The sequence below is a fragment of the Thermodesulfovibrionales bacterium genome, from assembly GCA_026417875.1.
Lineage (GTDB): Bacteria > Nitrospirota > Thermodesulfovibrionia > Thermodesulfovibrionales > CALJEL01 > CALJEL01.
On record JAOACK010000004.1, the window covers coordinates 18,895 to 43,818 of the forward strand.

28 protein-coding genes, 1 tRNA gene and 1 other RNA gene are annotated in these 24,924 nt (G+C 40.4%); 4 read left to right on the forward strand and 26 right to left on the reverse strand.

Features of this window, described 5'->3' with window-relative positions; translation table 11 throughout:
• The first annotated feature begins 32 nt into the window (after positions 1–32).
• A complete protein-coding gene (locus N2257_01485; protein ID MCX7793071.1) occupies positions 33–1,349 on the forward strand; it encodes an amidohydrolase family protein in 1,317 nt (438 codons plus the stop codon).
• On the opposite strand, the gene recR is transcribed toward N2257_01485, so the two are convergent.
• The 23 genes from recR to N2257_01600 form a co-directional block, all read right to left on the reverse strand.
• Entirely contained in the window at positions 1,346–1,936 is a 591-nt protein-coding gene (recR, locus tag N2257_01490) for a recombination mediator RecR (GenBank protein MCX7793072.1), read from the reverse strand. The genes N2257_01485 and recR overlap by 4 nt on opposite strands.
• A complete protein-coding gene (locus N2257_01495) occupies positions 1,933–2,274 on the reverse strand; it encodes a YbaB/EbfC family nucleoid-associated protein (protein ID MCX7793073.1) in 342 nt (113 codons plus the stop codon). Before N2257_01495 ends, recR begins: the two co-directional genes overlap by 4 nt.
• A 30-nt stretch (positions 2,275–2,304) precedes the next feature.
• Entirely contained in the window at positions 2,305–3,921 is a 1,617-nt protein-coding gene (gene dnaX, locus N2257_01500; GenBank protein MCX7793074.1) for a DNA polymerase III subunit gamma/tau, read from the reverse strand.
• A 24-nt stretch (positions 3,922–3,945) separates the two neighbouring features.
• An RNA gene (gene ffs, locus N2257_01505) (signal recognition particle sRNA small type) lies at positions 3,946–4,044 on the reverse strand.
• Between the two features lie 41 nt (positions 4,045–4,085).
• Positions 4,086–4,179 (reverse strand) — tRNA-Ser (locus N2257_01510).
• 162 nt (positions 4,180–4,341) lie between these two features.
• The gene (locus N2257_01515; GenBank protein ID MCX7793075.1) at positions 4,342–4,548 is read right to left on the reverse strand and encodes a hypothetical protein; all 207 of its coding nucleotides are present in this window, start codon (positions 4,546–4,548) and stop codon (positions 4,342–4,344) included.
• A gap of 149 nt (positions 4,549–4,697) precedes the next feature.
• Positions 4,698–5,867 carry a polysulfide reductase NrfD gene (nrfD, locus tag N2257_01520; GenBank protein ID MCX7793076.1) on the reverse strand — a complete coding sequence of 390 codons (1,170 nt, stop codon included), beginning with the start codon at positions 5,865–5,867 and terminating at the stop codon, positions 4,698–4,700.
• Positions 5,860–6,654 (reverse strand): 4Fe-4S dicluster domain-containing protein, encoded by a 795-nt coding sequence (locus N2257_01525; GenBank protein MCX7793077.1) that lies wholly within the window; start codon positions 6,652–6,654, stop codon positions 5,860–5,862. Before N2257_01525 ends, nrfD begins: the two co-directional genes overlap by 8 nt.
• On the reverse strand, positions 6,651–7,049 hold the full coding sequence (dsrJ, locus tag N2257_01530; GenBank protein MCX7793078.1) for a sulfate reduction electron transfer complex DsrMKJOP subunit DsrJ: 399 nt from the start codon (positions 7,047–7,049) through the stop codon (positions 6,651–6,653). The genes N2257_01525 and dsrJ overlap by 4 nt, the downstream gene beginning before the upstream one ends.
• Positions 7,046–8,662, reverse strand: a complete 1,617-nt coding sequence (locus N2257_01535) for a (Fe-S)-binding protein (protein MCX7793079.1) — start codon at positions 8,660–8,662, stop codon at positions 7,046–7,048. The genes dsrJ and N2257_01535 overlap by 4 nt, the downstream gene beginning before the upstream one ends.
• 4 nt (positions 8,663–8,666) lie before the next feature.
• The gene (gene dsrM / locus N2257_01540) at positions 8,667–9,662 is read right to left on the reverse strand and encodes a sulfate reduction electron transfer complex DsrMKJOP subunit DsrM (GenBank protein MCX7793080.1); all 996 of its coding nucleotides are present in this window, start codon (positions 9,660–9,662) and stop codon (positions 8,667–8,669) included.
• 37 nt (positions 9,663–9,699) lie between these two features.
• Positions 9,700–10,203 carry an RsbRD N-terminal domain-containing protein gene (locus tag N2257_01545; protein MCX7793081.1) on the reverse strand — a complete coding sequence of 168 codons (504 nt, stop codon included), beginning with the start codon at positions 10,201–10,203 and terminating at the stop codon, positions 9,700–9,702.
• Between the two features lie 29 nt (positions 10,204–10,232).
• Positions 10,233–10,568, reverse strand: coding sequence for a TusE/DsrC/DsvC family sulfur relay protein (locus tag N2257_01550; GenBank protein ID MCX7793082.1), 336 nt, complete (start codon positions 10,566–10,568; stop codon positions 10,233–10,235).
• A gap of 188 nt (positions 10,569–10,756) precedes the next feature.
• Positions 10,757–11,743, reverse strand: a complete 987-nt coding sequence (locus N2257_01555) for a HEAT repeat domain-containing protein (GenBank protein MCX7793083.1) — start codon at positions 11,741–11,743, stop codon at positions 10,757–10,759.
• Positions 11,744–11,754: 11 nt separating this feature from the next.
• Positions 11,755–12,126, reverse strand: coding sequence for a DsrE family protein (locus N2257_01560; GenBank protein MCX7793084.1), 372 nt, complete (start codon positions 12,124–12,126; stop codon positions 11,755–11,757).
• Positions 12,119–13,507, reverse strand: coding sequence for a hydrogenobyrinic acid a,c-diamide synthase (glutamine-hydrolyzing) (cobB, locus tag N2257_01565; GenBank protein MCX7793085.1), 1,389 nt, complete (start codon positions 13,505–13,507; stop codon positions 12,119–12,121). Before cobB ends, N2257_01560 begins: the two co-directional genes overlap by 8 nt.
• 1 nt (position 13,508) lies before the next feature.
• Positions 13,509–14,204, reverse strand: coding sequence for a dethiobiotin synthase (bioD, locus tag N2257_01570; GenBank protein MCX7793086.1), 696 nt, complete (start codon positions 14,202–14,204; stop codon positions 13,509–13,511).
• Entirely contained in the window at positions 14,201–14,914 is a 714-nt protein-coding gene (locus N2257_01575; GenBank protein ID MCX7793087.1) for an ABC transporter ATP-binding protein, read from the reverse strand. The genes bioD and N2257_01575 overlap by 4 nt, the downstream gene beginning before the upstream one ends.
• Positions 14,889–15,152 (reverse strand): hypothetical protein, encoded by a 264-nt coding sequence (locus N2257_01580; GenBank protein ID MCX7793088.1) that lies wholly within the window; start codon positions 15,150–15,152, stop codon positions 14,889–14,891. Before N2257_01580 ends, N2257_01575 begins: the two co-directional genes overlap by 26 nt.
• Complete coding sequence (locus N2257_01585; GenBank protein ID MCX7793089.1) at positions 15,145–16,386, reverse strand: lipoprotein-releasing ABC transporter permease subunit; 1,242 nt, start codon at positions 16,384–16,386, stop codon at positions 15,145–15,147. The genes N2257_01580 and N2257_01585 overlap by 8 nt, the downstream gene beginning before the upstream one ends.
• The gene (gene lysS / locus N2257_01590; protein MCX7793090.1) at positions 16,383–17,861 is read right to left on the reverse strand and encodes a lysine--tRNA ligase; all 1,479 of its coding nucleotides are present in this window, start codon (positions 17,859–17,861) and stop codon (positions 16,383–16,385) included. Before lysS ends, N2257_01585 begins: the two co-directional genes overlap by 4 nt.
• Positions 17,862–18,116: 255 nt before the next feature.
• On the reverse strand, positions 18,117–19,451 hold the full coding sequence (locus N2257_01595) for a DEAD/DEAH box helicase (protein MCX7793091.1): 1,335 nt from the start codon (positions 19,449–19,451) through the stop codon (positions 18,117–18,119).
• A gap of 46 nt (positions 19,452–19,497) precedes the next feature.
• Positions 19,498–20,052: an NTPase gene (locus tag N2257_01600; protein ID MCX7793092.1), complete on the reverse strand. Its 555-nt coding sequence runs from the start codon at positions 20,050–20,052 to the stop codon at positions 19,498–19,500.
• 189 nt (positions 20,053–20,241) lie between these two features.
• On the opposite strand from N2257_01600, the gene N2257_01605 reads away from it, so the two are divergent.
• From N2257_01605 to N2257_01615, 3 genes are read left to right on the forward strand one after another with little or no spacing between them, the layout of a single operon-like run.
• A complete protein-coding gene (locus N2257_01605; protein MCX7793093.1) occupies positions 20,242–21,027 on the forward strand; it encodes a L,D-transpeptidase in 786 nt (261 codons plus the stop codon).
• Between the two features lie 13 nt (positions 21,028–21,040).
• Positions 21,041–21,601, forward strand: coding sequence for a DUF882 domain-containing protein (locus tag N2257_01610; protein MCX7793094.1), 561 nt, complete (start codon positions 21,041–21,043; stop codon positions 21,599–21,601).
• A gap of 23 nt (positions 21,602–21,624) precedes the next feature.
• Positions 21,625–21,831, forward strand: a complete 207-nt coding sequence (locus N2257_01615; protein ID MCX7793095.1) for a cation transporter — start codon at positions 21,625–21,627, stop codon at positions 21,829–21,831.
• Positions 21,832–21,852: 21 nt separating this feature from the next.
• On the opposite strand, the gene N2257_01620 is transcribed toward N2257_01615, so the two are convergent.
• The 3 genes from N2257_01620 to pheS form a co-directional block, all read right to left on the reverse strand.
• A complete protein-coding gene (locus N2257_01620; protein ID MCX7793096.1) occupies positions 21,853–22,125 on the reverse strand; it encodes a hypothetical protein in 273 nt (90 codons plus the stop codon).
• A gap of 218 nt (positions 22,126–22,343) precedes the next feature.
• Positions 22,344–23,903: a phenylalanine--tRNA ligase subunit beta gene (gene pheT / locus N2257_01625; protein MCX7793097.1), complete on the reverse strand. Its 1,560-nt coding sequence runs from the start codon at positions 23,901–23,903 to the stop codon at positions 22,344–22,346.
• Positions 23,903–24,916 (reverse strand): phenylalanine--tRNA ligase subunit alpha, encoded by a 1,014-nt coding sequence (gene pheS, locus N2257_01630; GenBank protein MCX7793098.1) that lies wholly within the window; start codon positions 24,914–24,916, stop codon positions 23,903–23,905. The genes pheT and pheS overlap by 1 nt, the downstream gene beginning before the upstream one ends.
• Between the last annotated feature and the right edge of the window lie 8 nt (positions 24,917–24,924).

Genomic DNA, 24,924 nt, shown 5'->3' on the forward strand with positions numbered 1-24,924 from the left:
TTTAAGATAAATATTATGTTAAAATATCATTCATGGAAAGGGTTGATTATATAGTCCATGGAGAATACATAGTTACGGCAGACAGTGCGCTTACAGTGTTAAGAAATGGTGCTGTTGCGGTAAAGGATGGCATCATTTTGGATACAGGCCCGTATAATGAAATCTCAAAGAATTATTATTCAGCAAATGTCATCGGTAATTCGTACAGCCTTGTAATGCCAGGACTTATAAATACCCATACCCATGCTCCAATGGTTTATTTCAGAGGACTTGCAGATGACCTGCCATTAAAGGAGTGGCTTGAAAATCACATATGGCCTGCTGAGGCAAAATGGCTTAGCAGAGAATTCGTAAGTGATGCCACTGAACTTGCCTGTCTCGAAATGCTCAAGGCAGGAGTTATATGCTTTAACGATATGTACTTCTTCTCTGATGCTACAGCAGAGGCAGCAAAAAGGATGGGAATGAGGGCAGTCATAGGCCTCGGAATTTTAGATTTTCCCACTCCAGGTGGTAAGGGACCTGATGACTATCTTAAAAGGGCAGAGGATTTTATACTTAAATGGAAGGACGATGAATATATAAGACCTGCAGTTGCACCCCATGCAATATACACCTGCAGCAAAGAAACTCTTATCAGGTCAAAGATTCTTGCAGCAAGATATAAGGTGCCACTTCACATTCATCTGTCAGAGACAGAATGGGAAGTAAAGGAGTCCTTAAAAAATTTCAATAAGAGACCCGTGGAATATCTCAATTCAATAGAATTTCTTGATAGCTCTGTGATTGCAGCTCATGCCGTGTGGCTCGATGAAAGAGAAATAGATCTAATGGCTGAAAGCGGTGCTTCTGTTTCTCACTGTATTGAGAGCAATCTGAAACTCGCCTCAGGCATAGCACCTCTACCACTGATGATTAAAAAGGGCGTGAAGGTAACCTCAGGCACTGACGGTGCAGCAAGCAATAATGACCTTGATGTCCTGAGTGAAATATCTCTGGCAGCAAAGCTCCATAAGGCAATAGCTTCTGACCCGACTGTTCTTGATGCCAGAACTGCTTTACTGATGGCAACAAGATGGGCTGCTGAAGCAACAGGACTGGGCGGATTGACCGGAAGTATTGAAAAGGGCAAAAAGGCAGATCTAATAATATGCAATCTCGATAAACCCCATCTTACTCCAGTATATGATATCTATTCCCATATTGTATATACCATGAAGTCTTCTGATGTTGAGACTGTTATGATTGATGGCAAAATAGTAATAAATCAGAGAGAGCTGAAGACCGGAGATGAAAGGGAGATACTCAGAAAAGCAAGAATATGGCAGGAAAGGATAAAGGGCAGTTAAATCTCCCTTCTTCCCTCCAGTGCCTTTCCAAGGGTAACCTCGTCAGCAAACTCAATATCACTTCCCATCGGCAATCCGTAGGCTATTCTCGTAACCTTCACCCCATAGGGCTTCAGAAGTTCCCTTATATACTGTGCTGTTAGTTCACCTCTTGTATTTGGGTTGGTCGCAATTATTACCTCATCCACTCCCAGAGATACCCTCTCAAGAAGTTCCCTGAGTTTCACACTATTCATATTTCCACCATCAAGGGGAGATATATTACCAAGAAGGACATGATAGAGCCCCTTGAATACTCCTGTTCGCTCAATAACAGCTATATTGCTTGGCTCTTCAACAACACATATCCTTTTTCTGTCTCTTGAAGGGTTACTGCATATTTCGCAGAGCTCTGAATCAGTTATATTAAAACACTGGCTGCAGAATCTTGCCTTTTCCTTTACCTCTATAATAGCCTTTCCTATGGCCTTTGCCTCCTCAGCAGGCATGCTGAGTATATAAAAGGCAAGTCTCTGGGCAGTCTTTCTTCCAATACCTGGAAGTTTTGTAAGTTCCTCTATAAGATTCTCTATTATACCCCTGCTCATTTTCCAAAAAGATTTCCCAGTGCACCAAGATTGGGTATATTGAGTCCGCCTGTAAGCTTGGTCATCTCTTCCTGAACCATCTCCTGAGCCCTTCTCAGTGCCTCATTTACTGCAGCAACAATCATATCCTGAAGCATCTCCAAATCATCAGGATTGACCACATCCCTTTCAATCTTTATGGAAACAATCTCTCCAGCTCCATTTGCAGTGGCAATGACCATACCGCCACCGGCAGATGCCTCAACGGTCTTTTTCTTCGCCTCTTCCTGAACTCGAAGCATCTCAGACTGAATCCTCTGGACCTCTTTCACCAGATCTCCTATAATCCTTTTTGACATCTAAAGCCTCCTTTAAAGATTTAAAAATTTTTAAATCCTGTTCTCCCTTATATCAATAACAGAACCTTCAAAGAGCTCCATTATCTCTCTGACCTCAGGTCTTGAAAGAACCTCTTTTTTAAAATTATTCATATCGGAGGTCTTTGTCTTTTCCGAAGCACTTATATTTATCTTCCAGACTCTTCCTGAAAATTCTTCAAGAGCCTTGCTGATAAAATCCCTTTCTGCTTCAATGAGCTCTGCGAGAAATGCATGACCACCGTTGAACTTAAAATGAATCATATTGTTTTTTATCTCTATATCTGCATGCATGAGTTTTGATGCAAGGACATGATTCTTCTCGTCAATAAATTTCAGAAATTTTTCAAATGAAAAATTCTTTTCTATTGTACCAGCGGGTTCGGCGGACTCTACAGGCTCTGAAGTTTTTTCAAATGTTTTTTTTTCTTTATCTCCGTCAGAATAAAATGTTTGTCCTGAAAAAGCAGAAGTCTCTGGTTTCAAGGTCTTGAGTTTACCTATAAGATCCCTTACAGAGCTGAACTCTTTAAATAAACTCACCCTGAGCAGATTAACCTCCAGAGCAATCCTTGGAAAGATGGCATTTCTCACATCATTTTCACCTTTAAGGAGTTCATTTATCATGAGTACAAGTTCCTCTTCTGTTACACTGGGCAGTAATCTCTTCATCTCTTCAATCTCATTCCTGGAGAGCTCAAAATAATTCTTCTGGTCTTTCATGCCGGCCCTTTCAAATACCTTCAGTACAAACATATCCCTTAAAAATACTATGATATCCTTATAAAGTGTCCTGAGATCCGAACCTCTCTCAGACGCCTCACCTATGAGAGAAATAATCCTCCTCTGATCTCCATCAAATATTGCCCGGGCAATCTCTGAGACCATTACTGAATCGCTCACACCTAGTAGCTGAGCCACATCATCTGCGGTAATCTCATCAGCAAATGATGAGACCTGATCAAGTATGGTCAGTGAATCCCTCATACTTCCATCAGCAGCACGGGCAATAATCTCCAGGGCATCATCGGATATTTTTATATTTTCAATATTGCATATATATCTGAGTCTTTCCATAATTACATCTCTCGGAATCCTTCTGAAGGCAAGATGCTGGCATCTACTGAGCACCGTGGTGGGGATCTTTCTGTAGGCGGTGGTTGCAAGGACAAAAATCGTGTGAGCAGGAGGCTCCTCAATAGTCTTCAGAAGGGCATTAAAGGCAGACTCACTGAGCATATGAGCCTCATCTATGATATAGACCTTATACTTTCCAGAAACAGATGGTGCATATCTTACCCGTTCTCTTATCTCTCTTATATCATCAACACTATTATTTGATGCACCATCAATTTCTATAACATCCATTGAAGAACCGTCTCTTATCCCGTTGCAGAACTCACACCTTCCACACGGCGCTGGAGTTGGTCCTTCCACACAATTAAGAGATCTGGCTAGAATCCTTGCAGTTGAAGTCTTGCCAACACCTCTTGGACCTGAAAAGACATAGGCATGGGCGATCTTATTCTGCAGGATTGCATTTTTTAATATCTTTATAATATGAGCCTGACCAACAAGGTCATCAAATATCTGTGGTCTCCATTTCCTAGCAAGAACCAGATATGACATAACCCTTCTTTCTCCCCTCTCAACCAGGCAGCAACTTACTGCGGCACCCAGTCATGAATACTTACCGCTGCTTCCTTCCGGACCTGACGGGGTTCGTATCTGACTGTTGCGCAGGGCTGCTGCCTGGTTGAAAAAGGAGACAGTCTCGTCCTCCGAATTTTTTATGGCGGAGAGGGTGGGATTTGAACCCACGGTGGAGCTTTTAGGCTCCACACACGATTTCCAGTCGTGCCCGTTCGGCCACTCCGGCACCTCTCCATTTATTTAAATTAAATAACTAATTCTAACCGCTTGTACCTTAAAATGTCAAACAAGAGAAAAAGTAAGGTCAAATTTGATTTTAACTCTGAATTTAAGAGTAAATGAGATATTTAATTGATCTGGGATTCTTATATTGCTCTTAAAACAATGAATTGTTGATTAAATCCTATAAATAAGAAATTTTTTTGTCGATACCGAGTCTTTGGCTAATTTCATCAAGAAAAGTGTAATCTCTATCAATCCCTGTTTTAACTGCCATATCTCAAGAACTGATGAGGGTTCCTTCATATACCATTTTTTCAATTTTTTCTTTAACTCAAAACCTTTTTTAATAAGCTCTTCATATTGTTCTACAGATGTTTCCATAGAAATATTATAAAAAAGTTTTAAAAATATTTTCAAAAAAATTAGCTATCACAAATCAGTATGAGGAAAATAAGAGTTTCAGTCATTAACGCAAAAAAAGGGTGAGTATCCAACTCACCCTTTTAGATTTCAATGTAAATATTTTAATTTCAGTGAGGTGCTGATTCTCCAACCTCCACCTTTACCGTTGTTGCTATTTTGTATAAAAGTGTTAGTATCAGAAGTCCTGTGGACCATACACCTAAGGTAATTATTGTCTCGGGTGCTGTTGGCCAGTATTCAAAAACTCTCTCAAAAGGATTTGGCACAAACCCTCCAACAACAAGACCAAAGCCCTTTTCTATCCACAGGGATATAAATACTGCTGCAGCTGCCACTGCAAGGGTTCTTTCATTTTTCCTTGTTGCAGGATTGAGAAGTAATACAAGTGATAAAATAGCCAGTATCACAGACATCCACATAAGAGGAACAAGCCTTCCATGACCCTCAAGCCCTACAAATAGGTACTGGAAAGGATGTTTATGACCGGGTATTCCACTGTAAAAGGCTGTAAAGAGCTCAAGCCCCAAGAAGAATACATTTGTAAGCATGAAGTATGTGACTATCTTTCCAAGAGCCTGAATTGCCTCTCTGCCGGGGTCAAATTTCGTAAATCTCCTAATAATCATAGCAAGGATTATTAATAAGGCTGGTCCTGATGAGAAGGCTGACGCCAGGAACCTGGCTGCCATTATAGCAGTAAGCCAGAAATGCCTTCCCGGTAGCCCTGCGTAAATGAAAGCCGTGACTGTATGGATTGAGGGTGCCCATATAATGGCAAGATAGATAAAAGGTTTGATCCATTTTGGAGGTGGAATCTCTTTCTTTTCAGCATGAAGGACTGTCCAGCCCACAAGCAGGTTTAAAAATAGATAACCACTGAGAACTACAGAGTCCCAGAAAAGTATGGAATTTGGTGTTGGATGAAGAAGGACATTTAGTATCCTCATTGGCTGGCCCATGTCAACGAAGATAAAAAGAAGGCACATTATAACTGATGGGATTGCTAGAAACTCTCCAAGAATGGTTATCTTACCAAAGACCTTATAGTTATGAAGATAATAGGGAAGCACCACCATAACAGCTGAAGCTGCAACTCCTACAAGGAAGGTGAACTGACCTATATAGAGACCCCATGATACATCTCTGCTTAAACCAGTAAGTCCCAATCCGTACTGAAGCTGTTTAAGATAATAAAGGGTGCCAATCCCCGAAATAGCTGCAAGTATGATAAGCCAGATCCAGTATCTTTTACTTCCTTCAAGGGCCTTCTCAAACATTTTCACTACCTCCTATAATATAGAAGACGCTGGGATCAGTACCCAGCTCTGCCTTCCGCCTGATAGTAAACTCCTTTCTCAATACCTGTCTTACCTCTGAATCAGGGTCCATAAGGTCTCCAAATATTAACGCGCCTTTTGATTCCTCAACACAGGCAGGCTTTAAACCCTTTGAAATCCTCTCTGTACAGAAGGTGCATTTCTCAACCACACCCTTTGTTCTTGTTGGAAATTCATTATTTGTCTTCTTGATAAAGGGTCTTGGATCCCTCCAGTTAAAGCTCCTTGCTCCATAGGGACAGGCTGCCATGCAGAATCTACAGCCAATGCATCTGTGGTAATCCTGCTCTGTTATTCCATCAGGTTTCTTGAATGTAGCCTTTACAGGACAGACCCTAACACAGGGAGGATTTGCACAGTGATTACAGAGAAGGGGGATAGGTTTGGTTTCAAGCCATTCAGGTAAAAAGGAATGTTCCTGACCAGGAAAGGTGTGCTTGTAGGTATCTGTCCAGATCCATTTTATCTCATCTTTTGGATTTCCAAAATCAGGCACATTATGGATACTGTGGCACGCATTTATTATCCTCCTGTAATCCTCTTCTGTCTTGAATCTTCTTAGGTCAACTACCATGGCCCATCTCTTTGCTTTAAGGGCCTTCGGGTCTTTAGTAAACTGAGCTGCGAGTGCTTCCTCTGTAACCCTCTCAAAGAGCCCTAAACCTGCTATACCGAGTATCGTACCTGTACCTGCGAGTTTAAGAAATTCTCTTCTGTCCATGCTCATATCTGGCCCTCCTCTTCCTTTGGTGCAATGTGACAATCCCAGCAATAAGGTTTCACACCGGCATAAGTGTGGCATTCATCACAGAACTTCTTTTTATTCGAATGACACTTCATGCAGGTGTTCTGGAGACTGACTGTGAATTCTCTGCCCTCACTGTTTACATAAACCCTGTTGCCTTCTCTTAAAGCAGCATCTCGCCATTCATTTAAAAGCTTCATATGCTCCCGCTTTATAAACTCCTTTGGTTCTACACATTTTTTTTCAATAAGTTTTTCTATCTCAGGTGTATCAAGTTTTGGCTCAGGCATTTTTATTGCCCTTCCAGATACACTCCAGAATGGATAGGTAACTATCACAAGAAAGAGCACTATTCCTATGTAAAAATACTTTTTCATTCTTCCTTTGCCTCCTTTCCTGGAAGAGGCTCACCACGCATATCCAGGGTCCTCTCTTTTTCACCCTTCATTACAAGGGCATTTCCAACGAGCTCATGAACACCCATTACCGTAACTCCAGGTACCCAGTAATCCATGAGTGGCTGGAGTGCTGCCCTGTCAATGGCACACATATTGGCAAGTACATTCACTCCATATTTTTCATTAACATGCCTTACTGCCATTGCCCTTGGGAATCCACCCCTCATCCTGAGTTCCATATTCTCTGAGGCATTCAGTCCTGAGCCACTCCCGCAGCAGAATGTCCTCTCACGGATTGTGTTGTCAGGCATTTCATAAAAATTCCTTGCTACATTCTTTATCACGAATCTTGGCTCCTCAAACATTCCCATACCCCTTGAGGTATTACAGGAATCGTGCCAGGTAATAACAAGATGGTCATTTCTGCTCGGGTCAAGATTCAGCTTTCCATGTTTTATAAGATCTGCAGTAAATTCCACTACATGGACGAGTTTGGAATATCTTGCATGTTCAAATCTTGTTCCTGTAATGGGTGATACAGGAACCTCAAGATTATCAGGTGGTTCCCAGAATGTGGGAAGGTACTGATTCCATACCCTCCACATATGTCCGCACTCACCACCGAGAATCCATTTAACACCGAGCCTTTTTGCCTCTGCATAAATTTTATAGGTAAGTCTCTTTGCCATCTCCATGGATGTGAAAAATCCGAAATTACCACCTTCAGAGGCATAGGTGCTCCATGTGTAATCAAGTCCAAGCTCGTGAAAGAGCATGAGATAACCCATGCAGGTATAAACACCTGGAACTCCGAAAAGGTCACCTGAAGGAGTGATAAAGAGTATCTCAGCACCCTTTCTGTTAAAGGATGGCTCTATCCTAATGCCAGTAATATTTTCTATATCATCAAGCATAAATTCTATGTTGCTCTTTATCGTATGAGGCTCGAGACCGAGGTGATTCCCCTTCCAGTAACAGTTAGCAACAGGTCCTGCAATCCATCCAAGCTGAAGTCCAAGAAGATTAAGTATCTCCCTGGCTATGATAGTGACCTCTGCTGTATCTATCCCGTAGGGGCAGTAAAGAGAGCATCTCCTGCACTCTGTACACTGATAGAAATAGTACCACCACTCTTTTATGATATCAGGTGTTAGCTCCCTTGTACCTGCAATGCTTCCGAGTATCTTGCCTGAAGGTGTGAAATATCTTCTGTAAATTGAACGCATGAGCTCTGCCCTGAGGACAGGCATATTTTTTGGGTCACCTGTGCCAAGGAAGAAATGGCACTTATCAGCACAGGCACCGCATCTTACACAGATGTCCATAAATACATGGAAGGAGCGAAATCTTATGAGCCGCTGCCTTATAGCCTCAAGAACCTGTTCCTTCCAGTTCTCGGGAAGTTTCCAGTCCTCATCCTTTGGTGACCATTCCCTTATATAGGGATAGTCAACAAGCTCAAGGTCTTTCTTTTTTGCTGGATGGCAGTACATTCCATCTTTTAATTCAACCTTGAGGCTCCTCCAGTCTGCTTTTGGAGGCTGGAAGTTTATTGTACTCATTAATTCCTGCGGTTTTGGTAATTTTGCCATGGTCTCACTCCTTTTCTACAGGGATTCCTGCTGCTTTCATTTTGTCCCTGAATTCATTTTCATATTCTTCATAGTGATGAACCTTAACAGGATAATCCCAGGGGTTGACATGTCTCTTGAACCTGAGATTATTTGCCATATTTCTTGTGGGACTCATAAAGATTCCCCCTAGATGCATGAGCTTACTGAAAGGGAAGTAGGCAAGAAGTATGCTTACAAGAAAGAGATGGATATAAAATATTGTGTCAATCTTAGCCTTTTCAGGAATCTCAGGACTTAGCGTCATAAGGCTTAGAAGTAATGTCTTTACAGCAACGATATCTGTTTTTGAAAAATATCTCATAAGAACACCTGTAGTAGCAATGGCTATTATCAAAAATAGAGGAAAGTAATCAGCAGGAAGGGACATATAACGAACCTGCGGGATATACCATCTTCTTAAGAAAAGATACACCCCGGCACCAATAAGAATTACACCTGTCATCATCAGCCGGGGCTGGCCTATCTGGAAGAATCCATCAAGGCTCTCAAGAAGATGTACGTAACCTGGCACTGGCTCTATAAAAAGCCTCATGTGCCTTATCAGCACAATGAAGAATGCCCAGTGAAATGCCATTGCTCCTATCCATAGCCATTTTGATGAGCCATGAACGAGCTTTGAAGAGACGATCTCACTTCTTGTATTTCTGAAAAGGGAACGCATTAAAAAGATCTCCAGGATCATTCTTCCAACGACACCAGCAGGAGTTGAGGGATTATCAAGTTTACTCCATTTAATCCACTTAAGGGATTTCTGCTGACCTCCTGTTGTGGGGATTCTGAAAGGCACATAGGAACGGCCCCATTTAAGAAGTTTCCACAGGAATCCCAGCAGGAAGATAGCGAAGGCAAAATATGGAATAACTATTCCAAAGAGTGAGTTCAGTTGAGCAACTCCAGCACCAAAATAAGCAATTAATATAAGAATTATAACCAGCAAAAGTGATCCCACTATTCTCATCTTCCTAACCTCTTTTAAAGTTTTTTATAAAAATCTATTATTCAGAATATTCTTTAAGAATATTTACCTTTTTCAGTATCCAGGCTGTCATATTTTTCATTTCATTGAACCTTACCTCGTTCAACCTCTCCCTTGATTCCATATAGATGTCAAAAAGTCTCAGACCTAATGCATCAATCTCTTCAGAAAGAGAGAGAAAATCCTCCATAAGAGTTTGATCAGAAAGGATTGATATTTCTTTCTGGATTATATTTTTCAGGATAAAGATAAAACTTAGGGCCTGAGATGGTTTTAGTTCCTGGACAGCCCTCAGTCTGATAAAGGTATCAAGGTTTCCGTTGAGGTCTCTCTTATGGAGGAGATAATCAAAGAGACCCTCCAATCCTTCAAAAAGGGTAAAACCCATCGGGTTTTCAAATCTATCCTTCTTTATATTCGCTATGAACTGTCTTCCGTGAGAAGGATACTCCTCCAGAAGCGTCTGGAACCACCTCTCAAGGATCAGGGGTCTCCTCTCTTCAAGGAACTTTTTTAATTTCATTAAAAATAGCCCCTTTTACTGGCGGCTTTTTATACACAACCTGTTGGCTTTGGAAGTCCTGCGTATCTACATGCCTGCTTTGCTGGTCCATCAGGAAAGAGCTGGTATAGGTATTTAGTATTTCCCTTATCTGGGCCCATAACTTTGCCGACTTCTTTGACAAGTATCTTGATCATTGGTGCTATCTGGTATTTCTGGTAATAGTCCCTGAGGAAGTTAATGATCTCCCAGTGAGCATCTGAAAGGGTGATGCCATCCTTGCTGGCCATATACTCTGCGAGCTCTTTAGACCAGTCACTGAGGTTAACAAGATAACCGTCCTCATCAACCTCAATCTGCTTACCCTGAAATTCTATAAAGGGCATTTTCCTTACCTCCTTTTTGTTTTTTTTGACAGTAATACTGTCCTTTCTTAAAAATCTAAAATTATGACTTTAAATTTTCCCTGATAAGCATTCAAAAAGATTTTTGTGTCATAGTATATACAACATAACTTCTCTTCTGGTCAAATTAAAAAAATTTATTTATGCATGATTATCCTTTATCTCATTCACTATATCAAGATCTTTACAAATATCATCCTCCTTGAGGATACTGAACCTGTCCTCACTATACGATTCAGGCCAGGTTCGTAAATGAAATATTTCACCAGATAATCCTTACCTTCCTCGAGACTTACCGCTTTATTATAATCACCCTTGCATAAAATGGCAAGGCTATCCATAAGAGTCTCACCGAGTGCTCTTCCAGATGGATCATAGGCATATAGGGCACCGCATCGGCATCTCCCTCCTATGATGTCAGCAAAGCCATTCTTGAGTTCACCCGGTCTCTGCAGGGGCGAGTTACAAAAAGGACAACTTAATGCCTGTTTTTCACCATGGAATATCTCCTGTTCCGGTAAGGACAGGGGAATTTTATCTCTCTGTCCACCACTTTTTTTACAGGTTCTGAGTTCAGAAAAAGCCATCTCCTTTAATACTCCATCATCATAGATCAGAACCTTTTTTTCATCTCTTTCAGTTCCGCTGTACTCTTCACCGACCTTACATAGAGTCCAGCTTGCATAAAATCTCATTTCTCTGTCACTGTCATTTTTTGCAATCAATCTGAGAAAGGGCAGAGCAAACTCAACAAGCTCTGGAGACACCTCTCCAATCCTTCCCATTGCCCAGAGGATCCCCTTTCTTAAAAACTCCTCATCCATGAAAGACCAGAGAATCTTCGGTATATCCCGGTATCTTTCAGGGTCATTTCTTACGATCTCACCAATTATCTCTGGAGAGCTCCACCCGATGCCTCCAGCCTCATCCCTTATACTCCAGAGAAGCCTTCTGAGGAGATCCTTACCAAATTCAGCCCTCTCTTTTGCAACAATGGCAACTATCCTACCAATTGCCTCAATGCTTCTCCAGGCAATCTCAGAGGTTTTATCATAGGAAAGGCTAACAAGTGCCCTTACTACCTTACTCGGCTCTCCAAGCTCGAGTAATTTATCAAAATCTCTTTTAAGAAGATACTCCTTTATCTTTTCTTTCAAACTCCTACTCCCTAAGGCTTTATATATGCATATCCCTCATTTTGTCTCTTTATGAGCTCTGTCATTCCGGCAGGTATAACCTCTACAAAGGAAGGCAGGCTTTTTTCATCAATATTGTTTGCCCTGAGTGCATTCCTGCAGGCAAGGAACCTTACTCCCCTCTTTGAAAGCTCTTCCATCTTTTTTAAGACATCCATTGCACCAGGCAGACAAACACCTATGCCTTCCTCAGGACAGGACACATACCCTCTCACGCCTGCACCATTGCTTACCACTATAACATTAATATTAGTATCACCCACATCATTAAGAAGATTAATTATATTGCCAACTGCCACAGGCCATCTTTCAGGTTCATTAACATGAATGAGACACTTAAGCATCTTTTCTCCTCCTGTATTCAATAGCTTTTTTTATTAAACCCTCTGCCCATTGAGGTGTACCATAAACATGTACATGGGTATAAGTAGCAAGAAGGTTTTTATAGCAGACTCCATCCTTTTTATCCATTATACCATCGCCTCGTTTCATGCTAAAAGAGAAGGTAAGGTCACCGGAAATTACGGGTCTTGAATAATGAAACTCATGCCCCCTGATTTGAAGACCTCCTGGATAGAAAGGATTCCTCCCTGTTACCTCAAGAAGTGTATAACCATGAGACACTGGTTTGTCATTCATCAGAAAACTCATTGGAAGTATCCCTGCCATCTGATATCTCCTATCGTTATAAATAATTTCCTTACCAAGATACATCATACCACCACATTCTGCATATGCCGGAAGCCCATCCTCTATGGCATCTTTGAGATCTTGCATTAATCCTCTGTTTTCTGAAAGATCAATAGCATTAGTCTCAGGAAATCCTCCACCTATATAAAGACAATCTATATCAGGAATAGCGGAATCCTCCAGTGCATTAATCTCTACAAGCTCTGCACCACTGAGCCTTAAAGTCTCCAGATTTTCCTCATAATAGAACTGAAAAGCAGGATCTCTCATTATGCCAATCCTGATACCTGAAGCAGAATGGCTGAGTGGAAAAGAAAAGACCGGATCTTCTGCTGCCTGGAGCCATGAACAGTGAGTATCGGCAATCTCAAGAATTGCCTCTATATCCAGGTATTTCTCTGCTATGGTGAGTGCAAGTTGCATGATAGCATCTTTTCTGTGATGTTCCTGATGAGGCAGAAGGCCCATATGTCTTTCAGGAAGCTCTTCATTGAGTCTGGGTATAGCACCAATAACAGATACTCCGCAATATCTCTCTACAGATTGTCTAATGATGGATTCATGTCTGCTGCCCGATACCTGATTGAGAACAACACCTGCTATTTTTACTTCTCTGTCAAGACTCATTGCTCCAAGCACAAGGGCTGCTGCTGTACGCGTAATTTTAGTACAGTCAATTATTAGAATTACTGGTAGATTAAGAATTTTTGAAAGTCTTGCTGTGCTGTGGGTACCATCTACATCCATGCCATCATAAAGTCCTCTATTGCCTTCAACTATCGATATATCTCCCTTTGAATGATAAACAAAAGAGCGGATAAGTCTTTCCTCGGGTATCAGATAAGAATCAAGATTGTAACAGGGATTATCTGCTGCTACTGAAAGCCATCCTGCATCAATATAATCAGGACCCTTTTTAAAAGGGATAACCTTCATACCTTTTTTAAAATGGAGATAGGATATTATGGAAAGTGAAAGGAGTGTCTTTCCACTTCCACCTCTCATACCTGATATAATCAATCCCTTGAGAGCCATCTTATACTTCAAGGAGTTTCAGGTTCAAATTTTTTCTTGCAACTTGAATAAGTGTCTCAGGATCAAAGGACTTTAAATAGGGAATAACCCCTATAACAGGTATATCTGTAAGTCTTGATATAACAGAGGGATTTGTCTCCTCAGCAATTGTGCCTTCCGGTGGTGATGAATAATTAAATACTATTCCCTTTACACTTATTCCCCTCTGACTGAGTTCCCTTAAGGTAAGAAGGGTATGATTAATAGTTCCAAGCTTCGGCCTTGAGACCACAATCACCGGAAGACCGAAATCCTTTATCAGATCAGCTACAAAATAGTCCTTTTTAATCGGTACAAGTAAACCACCGACTCCTTCCACAATTATTGCCTCATATTTCTTCTTTAAATGAGCATAAGACCTCCAGACATTCTCCATATCAATTTCAACACCCTCAAGTTCCGCAGCAACCATTGGAGCAAGAGGCTTTTCAAGGCAAACAGGCGTTACATAATTAACTGATTCTTCCATATTTGCAGCATCTTTAAGAAACATGCCATCTGATGGAATAAGTACTCCCCCTTCTCTAAGACATCCTGTTTCAAAGGGTTTCATGGCACAGGTCTTAAGACCCTGAAGTTTCAGTATATGTATAAGTATTGCCGATACCACTGTTTTTCCAACACCTGTATCAGTTCCCGTAACAAAAAATCCTTTCATGACCTTTCCTCAAAAATCCTTCCATCGATCATTTTCAGAATCCTTGAACATCTATCAGCAAGTTGTCTGTTATGCGTAACTATGACAAAGGTTATTCCCCTTTTTTTATTCAGGTAAACAAGGAGCTCAAAAAGCTCCTCTCCTGTAGCAGTATCAAGATTACCCGTTGGTTCATCTGCAAGAACCACCCTCGGCTCAAGGATAAGTGCCCTGGCAACAGCAACCCTCTGCTGTTCACCACCTGAAAGTTCACCTGGTCTGTGATCCCTTCTTTCATGAACACCAAGCTCTTTCATGAGATAAAGTGCCCTTTCATACCATGGTGTGATATCAAACTTCTGACCCCTGAATTCTCTGTTCTGACTTCTATATATAATAGCCGGTATCAGGATATTTTCAAGGGCAGTAAACTCTGGAAGAAGATAATGAAATTGAAATACAAAACCTATCTGGCTGTTTCTTATCCTGAAAAGTTCCTTTTCGGATAGACTGAAAAGATCAGTATTATCAAGTATTACCCTTCCCTCTGTTGGTCTGTCCAGTGTGCCAAGAATGTGGAGAAAGGTACTCTTTCCTACACCTGAGGCACCAACTATGGCAACCATCTCGCCTTTTTTTATCTCAAGATCAATACCCCTTAGTATCCTGAGTTCACCTGCAGGTGTAAAAAAGGACTTTTTAAGATTATCTACCTTTATCAGTGTCTCCATCTTTTTTAAAGATAGCCGTGATTTTTCTTTTTACCTTACCACAGAACCTCTCAGCAGACTTTCTAGAATTGTAAATACTATCAGATGTCCGGGCTGCCTCTTCCGATGCCTTATATATAATATTACCAGCGTATCGTATCCAGTCTCCACCCCTCCAGAGAGAAAGGCCCGTGAAGATGATCACAATAATAATAAGATATAAGGTAATTCTTAAAATAAATTTAAAAAACTTACTCATATCTCAATGGCTCCACAGGATTAAGCCTTGCTGCCTGATAGGCAGGATAGACCGTTGAAAAAAGGCTTATGAGCATTGAGCAGAGAGGAACGATTATATAATCAGAGAGTTTGAGTTTCACCGGCAGATGACTGAGGTAATATACATCAGGAGGAAGTTTGATTATCTCATAATTATTTATTATGTATCCGAGTACAAGAGAACCGGCTACACCAAGAAGTGTGCCGATAGATCCAATGATTAATCCCTGTAGCATGAATATAGCCATGATACCTCTATCTGATGCACCCATTGCTTTTAGTATTGCTATCTCCCGCTCTTTTTCAATAACATTCATCATCAATGTACTCACAATATTAAAAGATGCCACGAGAACAATAAGTGTAAGGATTATAAACATGGCAAACTTCTCGAGTTTTAAAGCAGAAAAGAGTGTCCTGTTCATCTTACCCCAGTCCATCCCATAATAGGGATAACCCAGGTCTTTCTGGATTGCCGCAATTACCCTGTCTGCCTTATATATATCCTTTACCCTTATCTCTATACCTGTTACAGAATTGCCGAGCCTGAGAAAATCCTGCGCATCACTTAAAGAGACAATTGCGAGATTTGAATCATACTCAAACATGCCTACTTCAAATATGCCCACAATCCTGAATTGTCTAACTTTCGGTATCATTCCGAGGGGTCCTATCTCTCCCATTGGTGAAATAACATTTATCCTGTCGCCAGTATAGGCTCCAAGATATCTGGCGAGCTCCCTTCCTATTATAATACCGGGCAGATCTCTTTTAGATGAAAGCTCATAAAGTGAGCCTTCCTTCATTGCCTTACCAAGTTCTGATACCTTTATCTCCATTTCAGGAACAATGCCCTTAAAAACAACCCCCCTCGCCCTGTCCTGAAAGGAAATCATCACCTGCCCCAGGACAAAAGGAGATGATGAAACAACTCCCTCTGTCCCATCAATCACGGACTTTACCCTTTGATAATCATCAATTGTGCCTTTATAATTAAGGACAACTCCATGAGCATTAACGCCGAGTATCTTTCTCTGAAGATCTTCATGAAAACCACTCATGACTGAGAGTACAGTGAGCAGAGCCATAACACCGAGTGTAACACCACCTATTGATATGAAGGTATTAAAGGATATGCCTTTGTGCCTCTTCTTTGACTTAAGATATCTGAGAGAGATAAAAAGTGGATAGGGCAAAAATCTCTTTGAATTCATGATTCAGGCTTCATCTGGGGGAACAGTATTACATCCCTTATGGATTGAGAATTTGTAAGAATCATAACAAGTCTGTCTATACCTATTCCTTCACCAGCAGCAGGTGGCATTCCGTATTCAAGTGCCCGTATAAAATCCTCATCCATTGGATGAGCCTCCTCATCACCCTTTAGCTTTGCCTCCAGTTGCTTAAGAAATCTCTCCCTCTGGTCAAAGGGATCATTGAGCTCTGAAAAGGCATTGGCAATCTCCCTTTGAGCAATGTAGAGCTCAAACCTCTCAACAAATTCCGGCTCATCCTTTTTCCTTTTTGCAAGGGGCGAAAGCTCAACAGGGTAATCCATCACAAAGGTGGGCTCTACAAGATAGGGTTCAACTATTTCCTTGAATATCTCATCAAGTACCTTTCCATGGCTAAGACCTTCCTTTAATTCTATACCCTTTGAACGAGCCCATTTCTTTGCATACTCTTGATCACTGATGACCTCCTCAGGCACACCACGGTCAAGAAGAGCACCTTTCCAGGAAAGTCTCTTCCAGGGTGGAGTAAAGTCTATCTCGTGATCTCCGTAGTCAATCTTTAATTTACCGCAGACTTTGAGAACCACCTCTGTAATCAATCTCTCTGTAAAATCCATGAGGTAATTATAATCCTTATAGGCAATATAAAACTCAAGCATTGTAAATTCTGGATTGTGCTTTGTTGATATACCCTCGTTCCTGAAGTTCTTATTCAACTCAAAAACCTTCTCATACCCTCCAACAAGCAGTCTTTTGAGATAGAGCTCAGGTGCAATCCTCAAATAAAGATCTATACCCAGGGCAATGTGATGGGTTCTGAAAGGCTTTGCTGCTGCGCCACCAGGAATGAGATGCATCATTGGTGTTTCAACCTCTATGAAACCTTCCTTCTCAAGAAAATCCCTTATGGATTTAATAATAGCGCTTCTTTTCTGAAAAACCTCCTTTACCTGAGGATTAACTATTAGGTCCACATAACGCTGCCTGTATCTCAATTCAATATCTCTCAGCCCGTGCCATTTCTCAGGAAGCGGTCTCAGAGACTTGGTTAGAATTACAAAATCCTTCACCTCAACTGTAAGCTCATTTGTCTTTGTCCTGAAGAGTCTTCCTTTAACCCCGATAATATCACCGATGTCTATCTTCTTAAGAATGTTAAATCTATCTCCAAGTATGTCCTTTCTGAAATAGACCTGAATCCTTCCACTTGAATCCTGAAGGTGGGCAAAGGAGGCCTTGCCAAAATCCCTGAACATTATGATCCTTCCTGCTATGGATACCTCGTGGGGATTCTGCTCAAGACTCTCCTGATCTTTGTCTCCATAAAGTCTGTGTATTTCGGAGGCAAGATGGGAAACATCATATGGGCATCCATAGGGATCAATACCCATGGACCTCAGCTCGTTAAGCTTCTTTATTCTCTGCTCTATCAGTTCATTGATATCTTCAATCATAGAAATTGATTATAAAAATATAAGAAGGTAAGAGTCAAGGAAAGCCTCAATGAATCTTTAGCTCCTGTATTCTTTCTATATTAAAAATTCATTTCTCATTCTTTAGGTTGCAGAATGCTTTGAGACCCCTTAAGGTCTTTCCATCAGCCTCAATTTCGGATAACTCATGGGGAATTATTATTCTCCTTGATTTTTCATCTGTTGCCTTAAAATAAAGGATTTAAAGGGTCTTACCCTCTTTGATTGCTCTTTCTATCATAGAAATCTTTTCACTAAGGGAGAGCTTTTTTCTGCAAGCATCCGGCATTTTGAAATAAAATCTCCTACTCTTCTGTCCGTTAATACATCCTTTCTCGTCACAGGTCTTTTCAATATAAGGCCATCAAGGGATCGGCATCGTGAAAGGGCAACATAGAGTTGACCGTGGGAGAAGGTTCCCCTTCCAATATCTATAATTACCCTGTCAAAGGTAAGGCCCTGGCTCTTATGAATAGTGATTGCCCAGGCAAGTCTTAGCGGATACTGTGAAAATGTACCGATTATATTAGAAACTATCGTCTTAGAGTTTCTATCAAAGCTAAATTCGTACATCTCCCAGGTATAGGGTGTAATATCAACGACATCTTTATTTTCTAACTTAACCCATATTGTGTCAGAAGCACCGCTATGTTTTTCTATATCAACTACCGTACCAATACTTCCATTAATCCATCTCCCAAAGGAATCATTATTAAGAAGCATTACCTGGCAGCCAATCTTTACATTGAGCACAGTAGGTGCTGGAAGGTCTGTCTCTTTTAAGTCTCCGACAACTAAGCCTTCATATGAATATTCCCTACCCTTTATCTCGGTAAGTCTCTGCCTATTTATTGAATCAGCAAGGCTGTTTGTGGTAGTAAGGTAAATATAAAATCTACTGTCTGGAATAAAATCAGGGATATATCTTTTATTAAGCTCTTCAAGCTCTTGATCTGTAATTGTATTGTTTCTTATAGCATTAAGTATTGCAAGAAACCTCTCATCCTTCTGTCGATAGACCTTTTCAAGCTCGATAAACTCTATCTCTAAATCTTCAAAAACCTTTGCATCAAAGAAATAAGGACTTCTGTAAAGTTCAGTAAATAGATTTCTTTCTTTTGAACTAACAACTGGTGGAAGCTGATAAAGATCACCAATAAATATCATCTTTATACCGCCGAAGGTCTCTGATTTTTTCTTTCCATGAAGCTTCAAAAACTCATTAATAGAGTCAAGAAGATCAGCCCTTACCATTGATATCTCATCAATAAGAATGGCATCAAGTTTTTCGTAAAGTTCTTTATTTCTTGGTTTTATATTCTTTACGCTATGTGGATTTATATCAGGTCTGAAATTAAAAAAGGAATGAATGGTCTGACCTTTAATATTCACTGCAGCCACTCCCGTTGGTGCAAGGACAGCAATATTTTTCTTTGTCTTTTTCCTGAAATAATCAAGAAGGGTGGATTTCCCTGTGCCTGCTTTGCCTGTTATGAAGACATGCTTATCTGAGCCCTCCATAATATCCAGGGCTCTAACAAAGGATTCGCTGAGCTCCGGAGCGACCTTCATCAAGAATTGTGGACAATATATTTTATCAGGTTTATAGATTTTTTGATTAAACAGGAGAATCAGGATTATTGTTTAAATCATTTTTAAATCGGCTCATCACAGTCTCTGCAAGCTCTTCAACTACTGCATCCCTGTTTTGCTCTGTAATATAAATGATCTGAATACCATCTCTTTTTTTAAGAGCCTCTATAAAACCTGTACCCTTTTCCGCTATCGTAGCAATCAATAATCTATCAGTAGAAAGAAGTTTTTCTATAAGCTCCATGAACCTCTTTGAGTAACACTCCATTTTTCCTATCTCATCTATAAGAACGACTGCTGAAGCAAGGATTTCACCCTCACTTTCAGAAAGGAATTTCTCAAAAGCCTCTATATCCACACCATACTTTCCCACCCTATAAGGACTCTTTATATCTACACCAGCCAGAATGCCTGCCATTGAACCATCAACTCTCTTTATCACAAAGCCCTTTCTGATACCCCTTTCCCTTATCTCCTCTGTGTAAAAACCAGAAGGCTTAAGATCCCTAAACTTCAGTGAAAGTCTCCTTAAGATGGTTGTCTTTCCAATACCAGGTCTTCCAGTGATAAGGAGTTTCATGGCTAAGATTATTTTAGCCAATTAAATGGTCATTTTCATCCTCGCAGATGAAGATTGCATAACATGGAAAGGTCTAATAAAATTCATGTAACTAAAAATTGGTTAAAGTAGATACTTAATGAACTTTCTGCTATAATTTTTTGGTTTTCAAAAATTTTTTAACATGAACCTTATTATAGCTATCTGACGATGAGAAGATATAATGAGATATTTTTTTTAATAATTATTATCTTCCTTGCAGGCTCATCAGAGCTTTCAGGTGATATTTACCGTTCACCATGCAATATAAAATATCCCAGTGATTCAAGAATCGCCTGGTACTGTTACATGATAAAAAAGGGTGAAACCCTCGAAGGTCTCTTCGGAGATAGATGGATAGATGTAGCGAGATTTAACAGGATAGACAGACGCCATGTATATACTGGAGTGTCGATCAAGGTACCCTATAATCTGGATGAGATAAAGAATTTCTCTCCTATGCCAGAATACTATGAACCTGCAAAGGATGAACCGAAGTTCATTCTCATTGACCTCTCAGAGCAATTCCTGGGTGCCTATGAATACGGAAGGATTGTATTCTCAGCTCCTGCGATAACAGGCGAGAAGGATAATGAAACACCAAAGGGAGACTTCAGGATTGATGCCTATAACAGCCGCCATAGATCATCCCTTTATGTAATAGAAAATACAAATATACCCTATCCAATGCATTATGGTTTAAGATTTTATGTAAGCAAAAATGGTGTGGGCTACTGGATACATGGTAGAGACATGCCAGGTTATCCTGCTTCTCATGGATGTGTTGGGCTATACGATGAAGAGATGCAAAAAAGATATTATAAATATCCGAAAGATCCTGTTTTGCAGGATGCAAAAAGGCTTTTTGAATGGGTTATCTCTCCCATTGAGGATGATGGAAAATTTCATTTTCTCAAAGAGGGACCGAGAGTAAGAATTACGGGCAAGACACCATAGTATTTAAATGAAAGTGCACCGTAAAATAATATATTTCCATAAAATTTGGAGGTCAGATATAACAAGAAGGACCTTTCTGAAGGCTGCAGCTGCATCATTTTTTTTAGGTAAGTTTAAACTTGCATATTCTAATACAGAGGATAGAATTCTCCATCTTTATAATATTCATTCAGGTGAGTATGCCTTAATAAGATATTTTAAGGATGGAAAATATGATCAAGCTGCTCTGAGGGATATATATTATTTACTCCGCTGTCCCTATACTGAAGAAATAAAAGAGATAGACTTAAAGGTTATAGACCTCTTATGCAGTATAAAGGATTCTTTTAGCAGAAATGAGAAGATTCACATTATATCAGGTTACAGATCTAAGGTTTATAACGATTATCTCATAAATGCTGGAAGAAATGTCTCAAAGAATAGTCTTCATTTATATGGCAAGGCAATAGATTTTTACCTGCCCTCTTTCAGTATAAGAAAGCTCTATGAAAGGGCTAAATCCTTCAAGGCAGGAGGAGTTGGAAAGTATAAGGATTTTATCCACATTGATGTGGGAAGGTTAAGATACTGGTAAGGAAATTTATTAAGGAGGTTTTGATGCCAGAGTTTGAACTGAAGATTGAGGGTATGAGCTGCCAGCACTGTGTAATGAGGGTGAAAAAGGCTCTCGAGTCTGTTAAGGGTGTAAAATCTTTAATGGTAGAGATTGGAAGGGCAAGGGTAGATTGTGACTGTGGTAAAGAAGACCTGATAGCTGCAATTACAAAAGCAGGATATTCTGTGAAAGAGGATAGTAATCAGTAATTATTTCTTTTAGGGTCTCATTTATGACCTGATAATAGCGCCGGTCCTTTTTATAAGGAGTTCAATAATCTCCTTGTGTAGCTGCTCAATCTCTTCTTCTGTAAGGGTCCTGTCCTTTGACCTGTAGCGAATTCTTAGGCCAATACTCTTTTTACCTTCAGGAATATTTCCACCTCTGAAATAATCAAAGATAGTAACAGACTCGATGAGCTCTGATGGATAGGCCATGATTGCATCTCTGAGCGACTGAGCGGTTATATCGCTTTCTACAATCATAGCCACATCCCTCTCAATATAGGGATAGACCGGAATGGGTTTAAATAGAGGTGTACTGCCTCTGTGGATGAAAAGTGAATCGAGGTCTATCTCAAGTACAGCTACAGGTGATTCTGTCTTTAAATCTAGATGATCGACTATCTTCGGAGAAAGTACGCCAAGAAAGCCTATCTTTTTTTCTTTTATGAATATATCTGCTGACTGGCCTGGATGGAGAAAGGGCTCATCAGATGGTTCTAATTTAAGAACAAGATCCTGAATTCATTAAATAGACCGTCTATTATCTCCCTGATGATGTAATAGGGATTGATAGATTCCTTCCACAGAAGGGGTCTCGGACTCTTCCAGTAGATAGCTCCCAGGTGGAGTCTTTCATCTGGAAGGGAATTATCTTTTCTGAAGAATACCCTTGCTATCTCAAAAAGCGAGACCTCCTTTATTCCATATCTTATATTTGTCCTGAGATTTTTAAGAAGGGAAAGTGTTAAGTTCGTCCTTAAAAAGGATTCTTCCTTTCTGAGGGGGTTCCTGAGTTCAACAGCACGGAATCTATAATCTTCTTCAGGAAGTGAAAGTTTTTTGAATTCTTCAAGATCCATAAAGCTGAGATTTATTGCCTCTGAAAATCCCCTTGCCCGCAGGGCTGTCCTTATGAGGTCTGTATCATGAAGCTTTTTATTCACTGAAAAGCTTATTTTTACCTCTGGAAGGATAGAAGGTATTTTTTCGTATCCTCTTATCCTCGCTATTTCCTCTATAAGGTCAATCTCTTTATTTATATCAGGTCTTCTTGAAAGACTTTTTACAATAAAGTCCTTACCATCAGTTCTTGTCTCAAAACCCAGTAGTTCAAAAATTTTCCTTATCTCTTCAGCGGGTATATCTTCACCAATTATGGATTTTATCCTTTCTGCCCGTACTCTTATGTCAACAGGTCTGAATCTATTAGGATACTCATCAATACTCTGTATGAGTTCACCACCAGCAAGCTCAAGGATTAATTCCACTGCCTTATCTGCGCAGAAAAGAAGTCCCTCTATATCAGTACCCCTTTCAAATCTATAGGATGACTCGGTCCTGAGTCCGAGCCTCTTTGAGCTTTTTCTTATAGAGTAAGGTGAGAAATAGGCTGCCTCAAGCAATATATTCCTTGTATCATGCCTTACCTCTGTTTCCTGACCACCCATGATACCAGCAATTGCAACTGGTCTTTCACCATCCCAGATAAGTAATGTGTCATCTGGAACTTCTCTTTCTATTCCATCAAGGGTCTTTATCTTATCTTTTTTGCCTGAAAGAGCGACTCTTATGAGATTTCCCCTTAAAGTATCAAGGTCAAAGGCATGGAGGGGATGACCGTAGGCAAGGAGTATATAATTGGTAATGTCAACTATATTGTTTATAGACCTCAGGCCGCATTGCTCAAGCCTTCTTTTCAACCAATCAGGTGATTCGCTGACCCTTACATTCTTTATTATCCTTGCTGTATATCTGAGGCAGAGGACCGGATCATCTATGATTATTCTGAAAGGACCTTCAGATACTGAAGCCAAAGGCCTTTTTAATCTGGGCTCTATAAATTTCTTTCTGAAGGCAATTGATACTTCTCTTGATATTCCTGCTACAGATAGGCAGTCTGCTCTGTTTGGTGTAATACTTATATCAAAGATAATATCTCCAGCATTCTCTTCAATGGATTCAACTTCAAGACCGAGCATGGTAAGCCTTGAGGCAATCTCACCGGCTGATGACTCAAAAGAAACAAATTCTTTTATCCAGCTTAGGGGTACCCTCATCAGAACTGTTCCAGGAACATGAGATTATTCTCATAGAAAAGTCTTATATCGTCTATCCTGTAACGAAGCATTGCAATCCTCTCTACTCCGAGGCCAAAGGCAAACCCGGTATATTTCTCTGTGTCATAACCAACAGCCCTGAATACCTCTGGATGGACCATTCCTGCTCCGAGGATCTCGAGCCATCCAGAGTTTTTACAGATCCTGCAGCCCTGCTGGCTGCAGAAGAGGCATCCTATATCAACCTCTGCAGAGGGCTCTGTAAAGGGAAAATAACTCGGCCTGAATCTGATAGGTGTTTGGGGACCGAAGAGCTCTCTGAGAAATAATTCAAGTACTGCCTTTAGATTTGCCATAGAAACATCTTCACCAACCATAAGACCTTCAACCTGATGAAACATGGGGCTGTGGGTAACATCAGCATCACAGCGATAGACCTTTCCAGGAGCAATCATCCTGAGAGGTGGTTTTTTCTTTTCCATTACCCTTATCTGTACAGGTGAGGTGTGAGTTCTTAAAAGTATCTCATCTGTAATATAAAAGGTATCCTGCATATCTCTTGCAGGATGGTCTTTTGGGATATTAAGTGCCTCAAAATTATAATAATCAAGCTCAACCTCTGGTCCTTCTTCCACAGAAAAGCCCATTGATGAGAATATATCTATAATCTCTCTTAAAGTCTTCGTCAGGGGATGTTCTGCTCCAAATCTCTGTATCCTTCCTGGAATGGTTATGTCTATCTTTTCTGATGTGATTTTTTTAAAATATTCAGCCTCGGCAAGTTCTTTTTCTTTTTCAGAAAGCCTTCTTTCAATATATTCTTTAAGCTCATTGAGGATCTTGCCTCGAAGTGGCCTTTCCTCTTTTGGAAGGGCCTGGAGTGCCTTTATTGCCTCAGCAATAATGCCCTTTTTGCCGAGATAACGGGCTTTTAATGCTGAAAGGCCCTCTCTTTGTGAAAGGGCCTTCAATTCCTGTTCAAACTCTTCCTTCAGAATCTCAGGATTTTCCATAGGTTAAT

Bases quoted from the DNA above. Each gene is read 5' to 3' on its own strand.
- N2257_01485 (MCX7793071.1), top strand. From the start codon at position 33: ATGGAAAGGGTTGATTATATAGTCCATGGAGAATACATAGTTACGGCA.
- recR (MCX7793072.1), bottom strand. From the start codon at position 1,936: ATGAGCAGGGGTATAATAGAGAATCTTATAGAGGAACTTACAAAACTT.
- N2257_01495 (MCX7793073.1), bottom strand. From the start codon at position 2,274: ATGTCAAAAAGGATTATAGGAGATCTGGTGAAAGAGGTCCAGAGGATT.
- dnaX (MCX7793074.1), bottom strand. From the start codon at position 3,921: ATGTCATATCTGGTTCTTGCTAGGAAATGGAGACCACAGATATTTGAT.
- N2257_01515 (MCX7793075.1), bottom strand. From the start codon at position 4,548: ATGGAAACATCTGTAGAACAATATGAAGAGCTTATTAAAAAAGGTTTT.
- nrfD (MCX7793076.1), bottom strand. From the start codon at position 5,867: ATGTTTGAGAAGGCCCTTGAAGGAAGTAAAAGATACTGGATCTGGCTT.
- N2257_01525 (MCX7793077.1), bottom strand. From the start codon at position 6,654: ATGAGCATGGACAGAAGAGAATTTCTTAAACTCGCAGGTACAGGTACG.
- dsrJ (MCX7793078.1), bottom strand. From the start codon at position 7,049: ATGAAAAAGTATTTTTACATAGGAATAGTGCTCTTTCTTGTGATAGTT.
- N2257_01535 (MCX7793079.1), bottom strand. From the start codon at position 8,662: ATGGCAAAATTACCAAAACCGCAGGAATTAATGAGTACAATAAACTTC.
- dsrM (MCX7793080.1), bottom strand. From the start codon at position 9,662: ATGAGAATAGTGGGATCACTTTTGCTGGTTATAATTCTTATATTAATT.
- N2257_01545 (MCX7793081.1), bottom strand. From the start codon at position 10,203: ATGAAATTAAAAAAGTTCCTTGAAGAGAGGAGACCCCTGATCCTTGAG.
- N2257_01550 (MCX7793082.1), bottom strand. From the start codon at position 10,568: ATGCCCTTTATAGAATTTCAGGGTAAGCAGATTGAGGTTGATGAGGAC.
- N2257_01560 (MCX7793084.1), bottom strand. From the start codon at position 12,126: ATGCTTAAGTGTCTCATTCATGTTAATGAACCTGAAAGATGGCCTGTG.
- cobB (MCX7793085.1), bottom strand. From the start codon at position 13,507: ATGGCTCTCAAGGGATTGATTATATCAGGTATGAGAGGTGGAAGTGGA.
- bioD (MCX7793086.1), bottom strand. From the start codon at position 14,204: ATGAAAGGATTTTTTGTTACGGGAACTGATACAGGTGTTGGAAAAACA.
- N2257_01575 (MCX7793087.1), bottom strand. From the start codon at position 14,914: ATGGAGACACTGATAAAGGTAGATAATCTTAAAAAGTCCTTTTTTACA.
- N2257_01580 (MCX7793088.1), bottom strand. From the start codon at position 15,152: ATGAGTAAGTTTTTTAAATTTATTTTAAGAATTACCTTATATCTTATT.
- N2257_01585 (MCX7793089.1), bottom strand. From the start codon at position 16,386: ATGAATTCAAAGAGATTTTTGCCCTATCCACTTTTTATCTCTCTCAGA.
- lysS (MCX7793090.1), bottom strand. From the start codon at position 17,861: ATGATTGAAGATATCAATGAACTGATAGAGCAGAGAATAAAGAAGCTT.
- N2257_01595 (MCX7793091.1), bottom strand. From the start codon at position 19,451: ATGAAGGTCGCTCCGGAGCTCAGCGAATCCTTTGTTAGAGCCCTGGAT.
- N2257_01600 (MCX7793092.1), bottom strand. From the start codon at position 20,052: ATGAAACTCCTTATCACTGGAAGACCTGGTATTGGAAAGACAACCATC.
- N2257_01605 (MCX7793093.1), top strand. From the start codon at position 20,242: ATGAGAAGATATAATGAGATATTTTTTTTAATAATTATTATCTTCCTT.
- N2257_01615 (MCX7793095.1), top strand. From the start codon at position 21,625: ATGCCAGAGTTTGAACTGAAGATTGAGGGTATGAGCTGCCAGCACTGT.
- pheT (MCX7793097.1), bottom strand. From the start codon at position 23,903: ATGAGGGTACCCCTAAGCTGGATAAAAGAATTTGTTTCTTTTGAGTCA.
- pheS (MCX7793098.1), bottom strand. From the start codon at position 24,916: ATGGAAAATCCTGAGATTCTGAAGGAAGAGTTTGAACAGGAATTGAAG.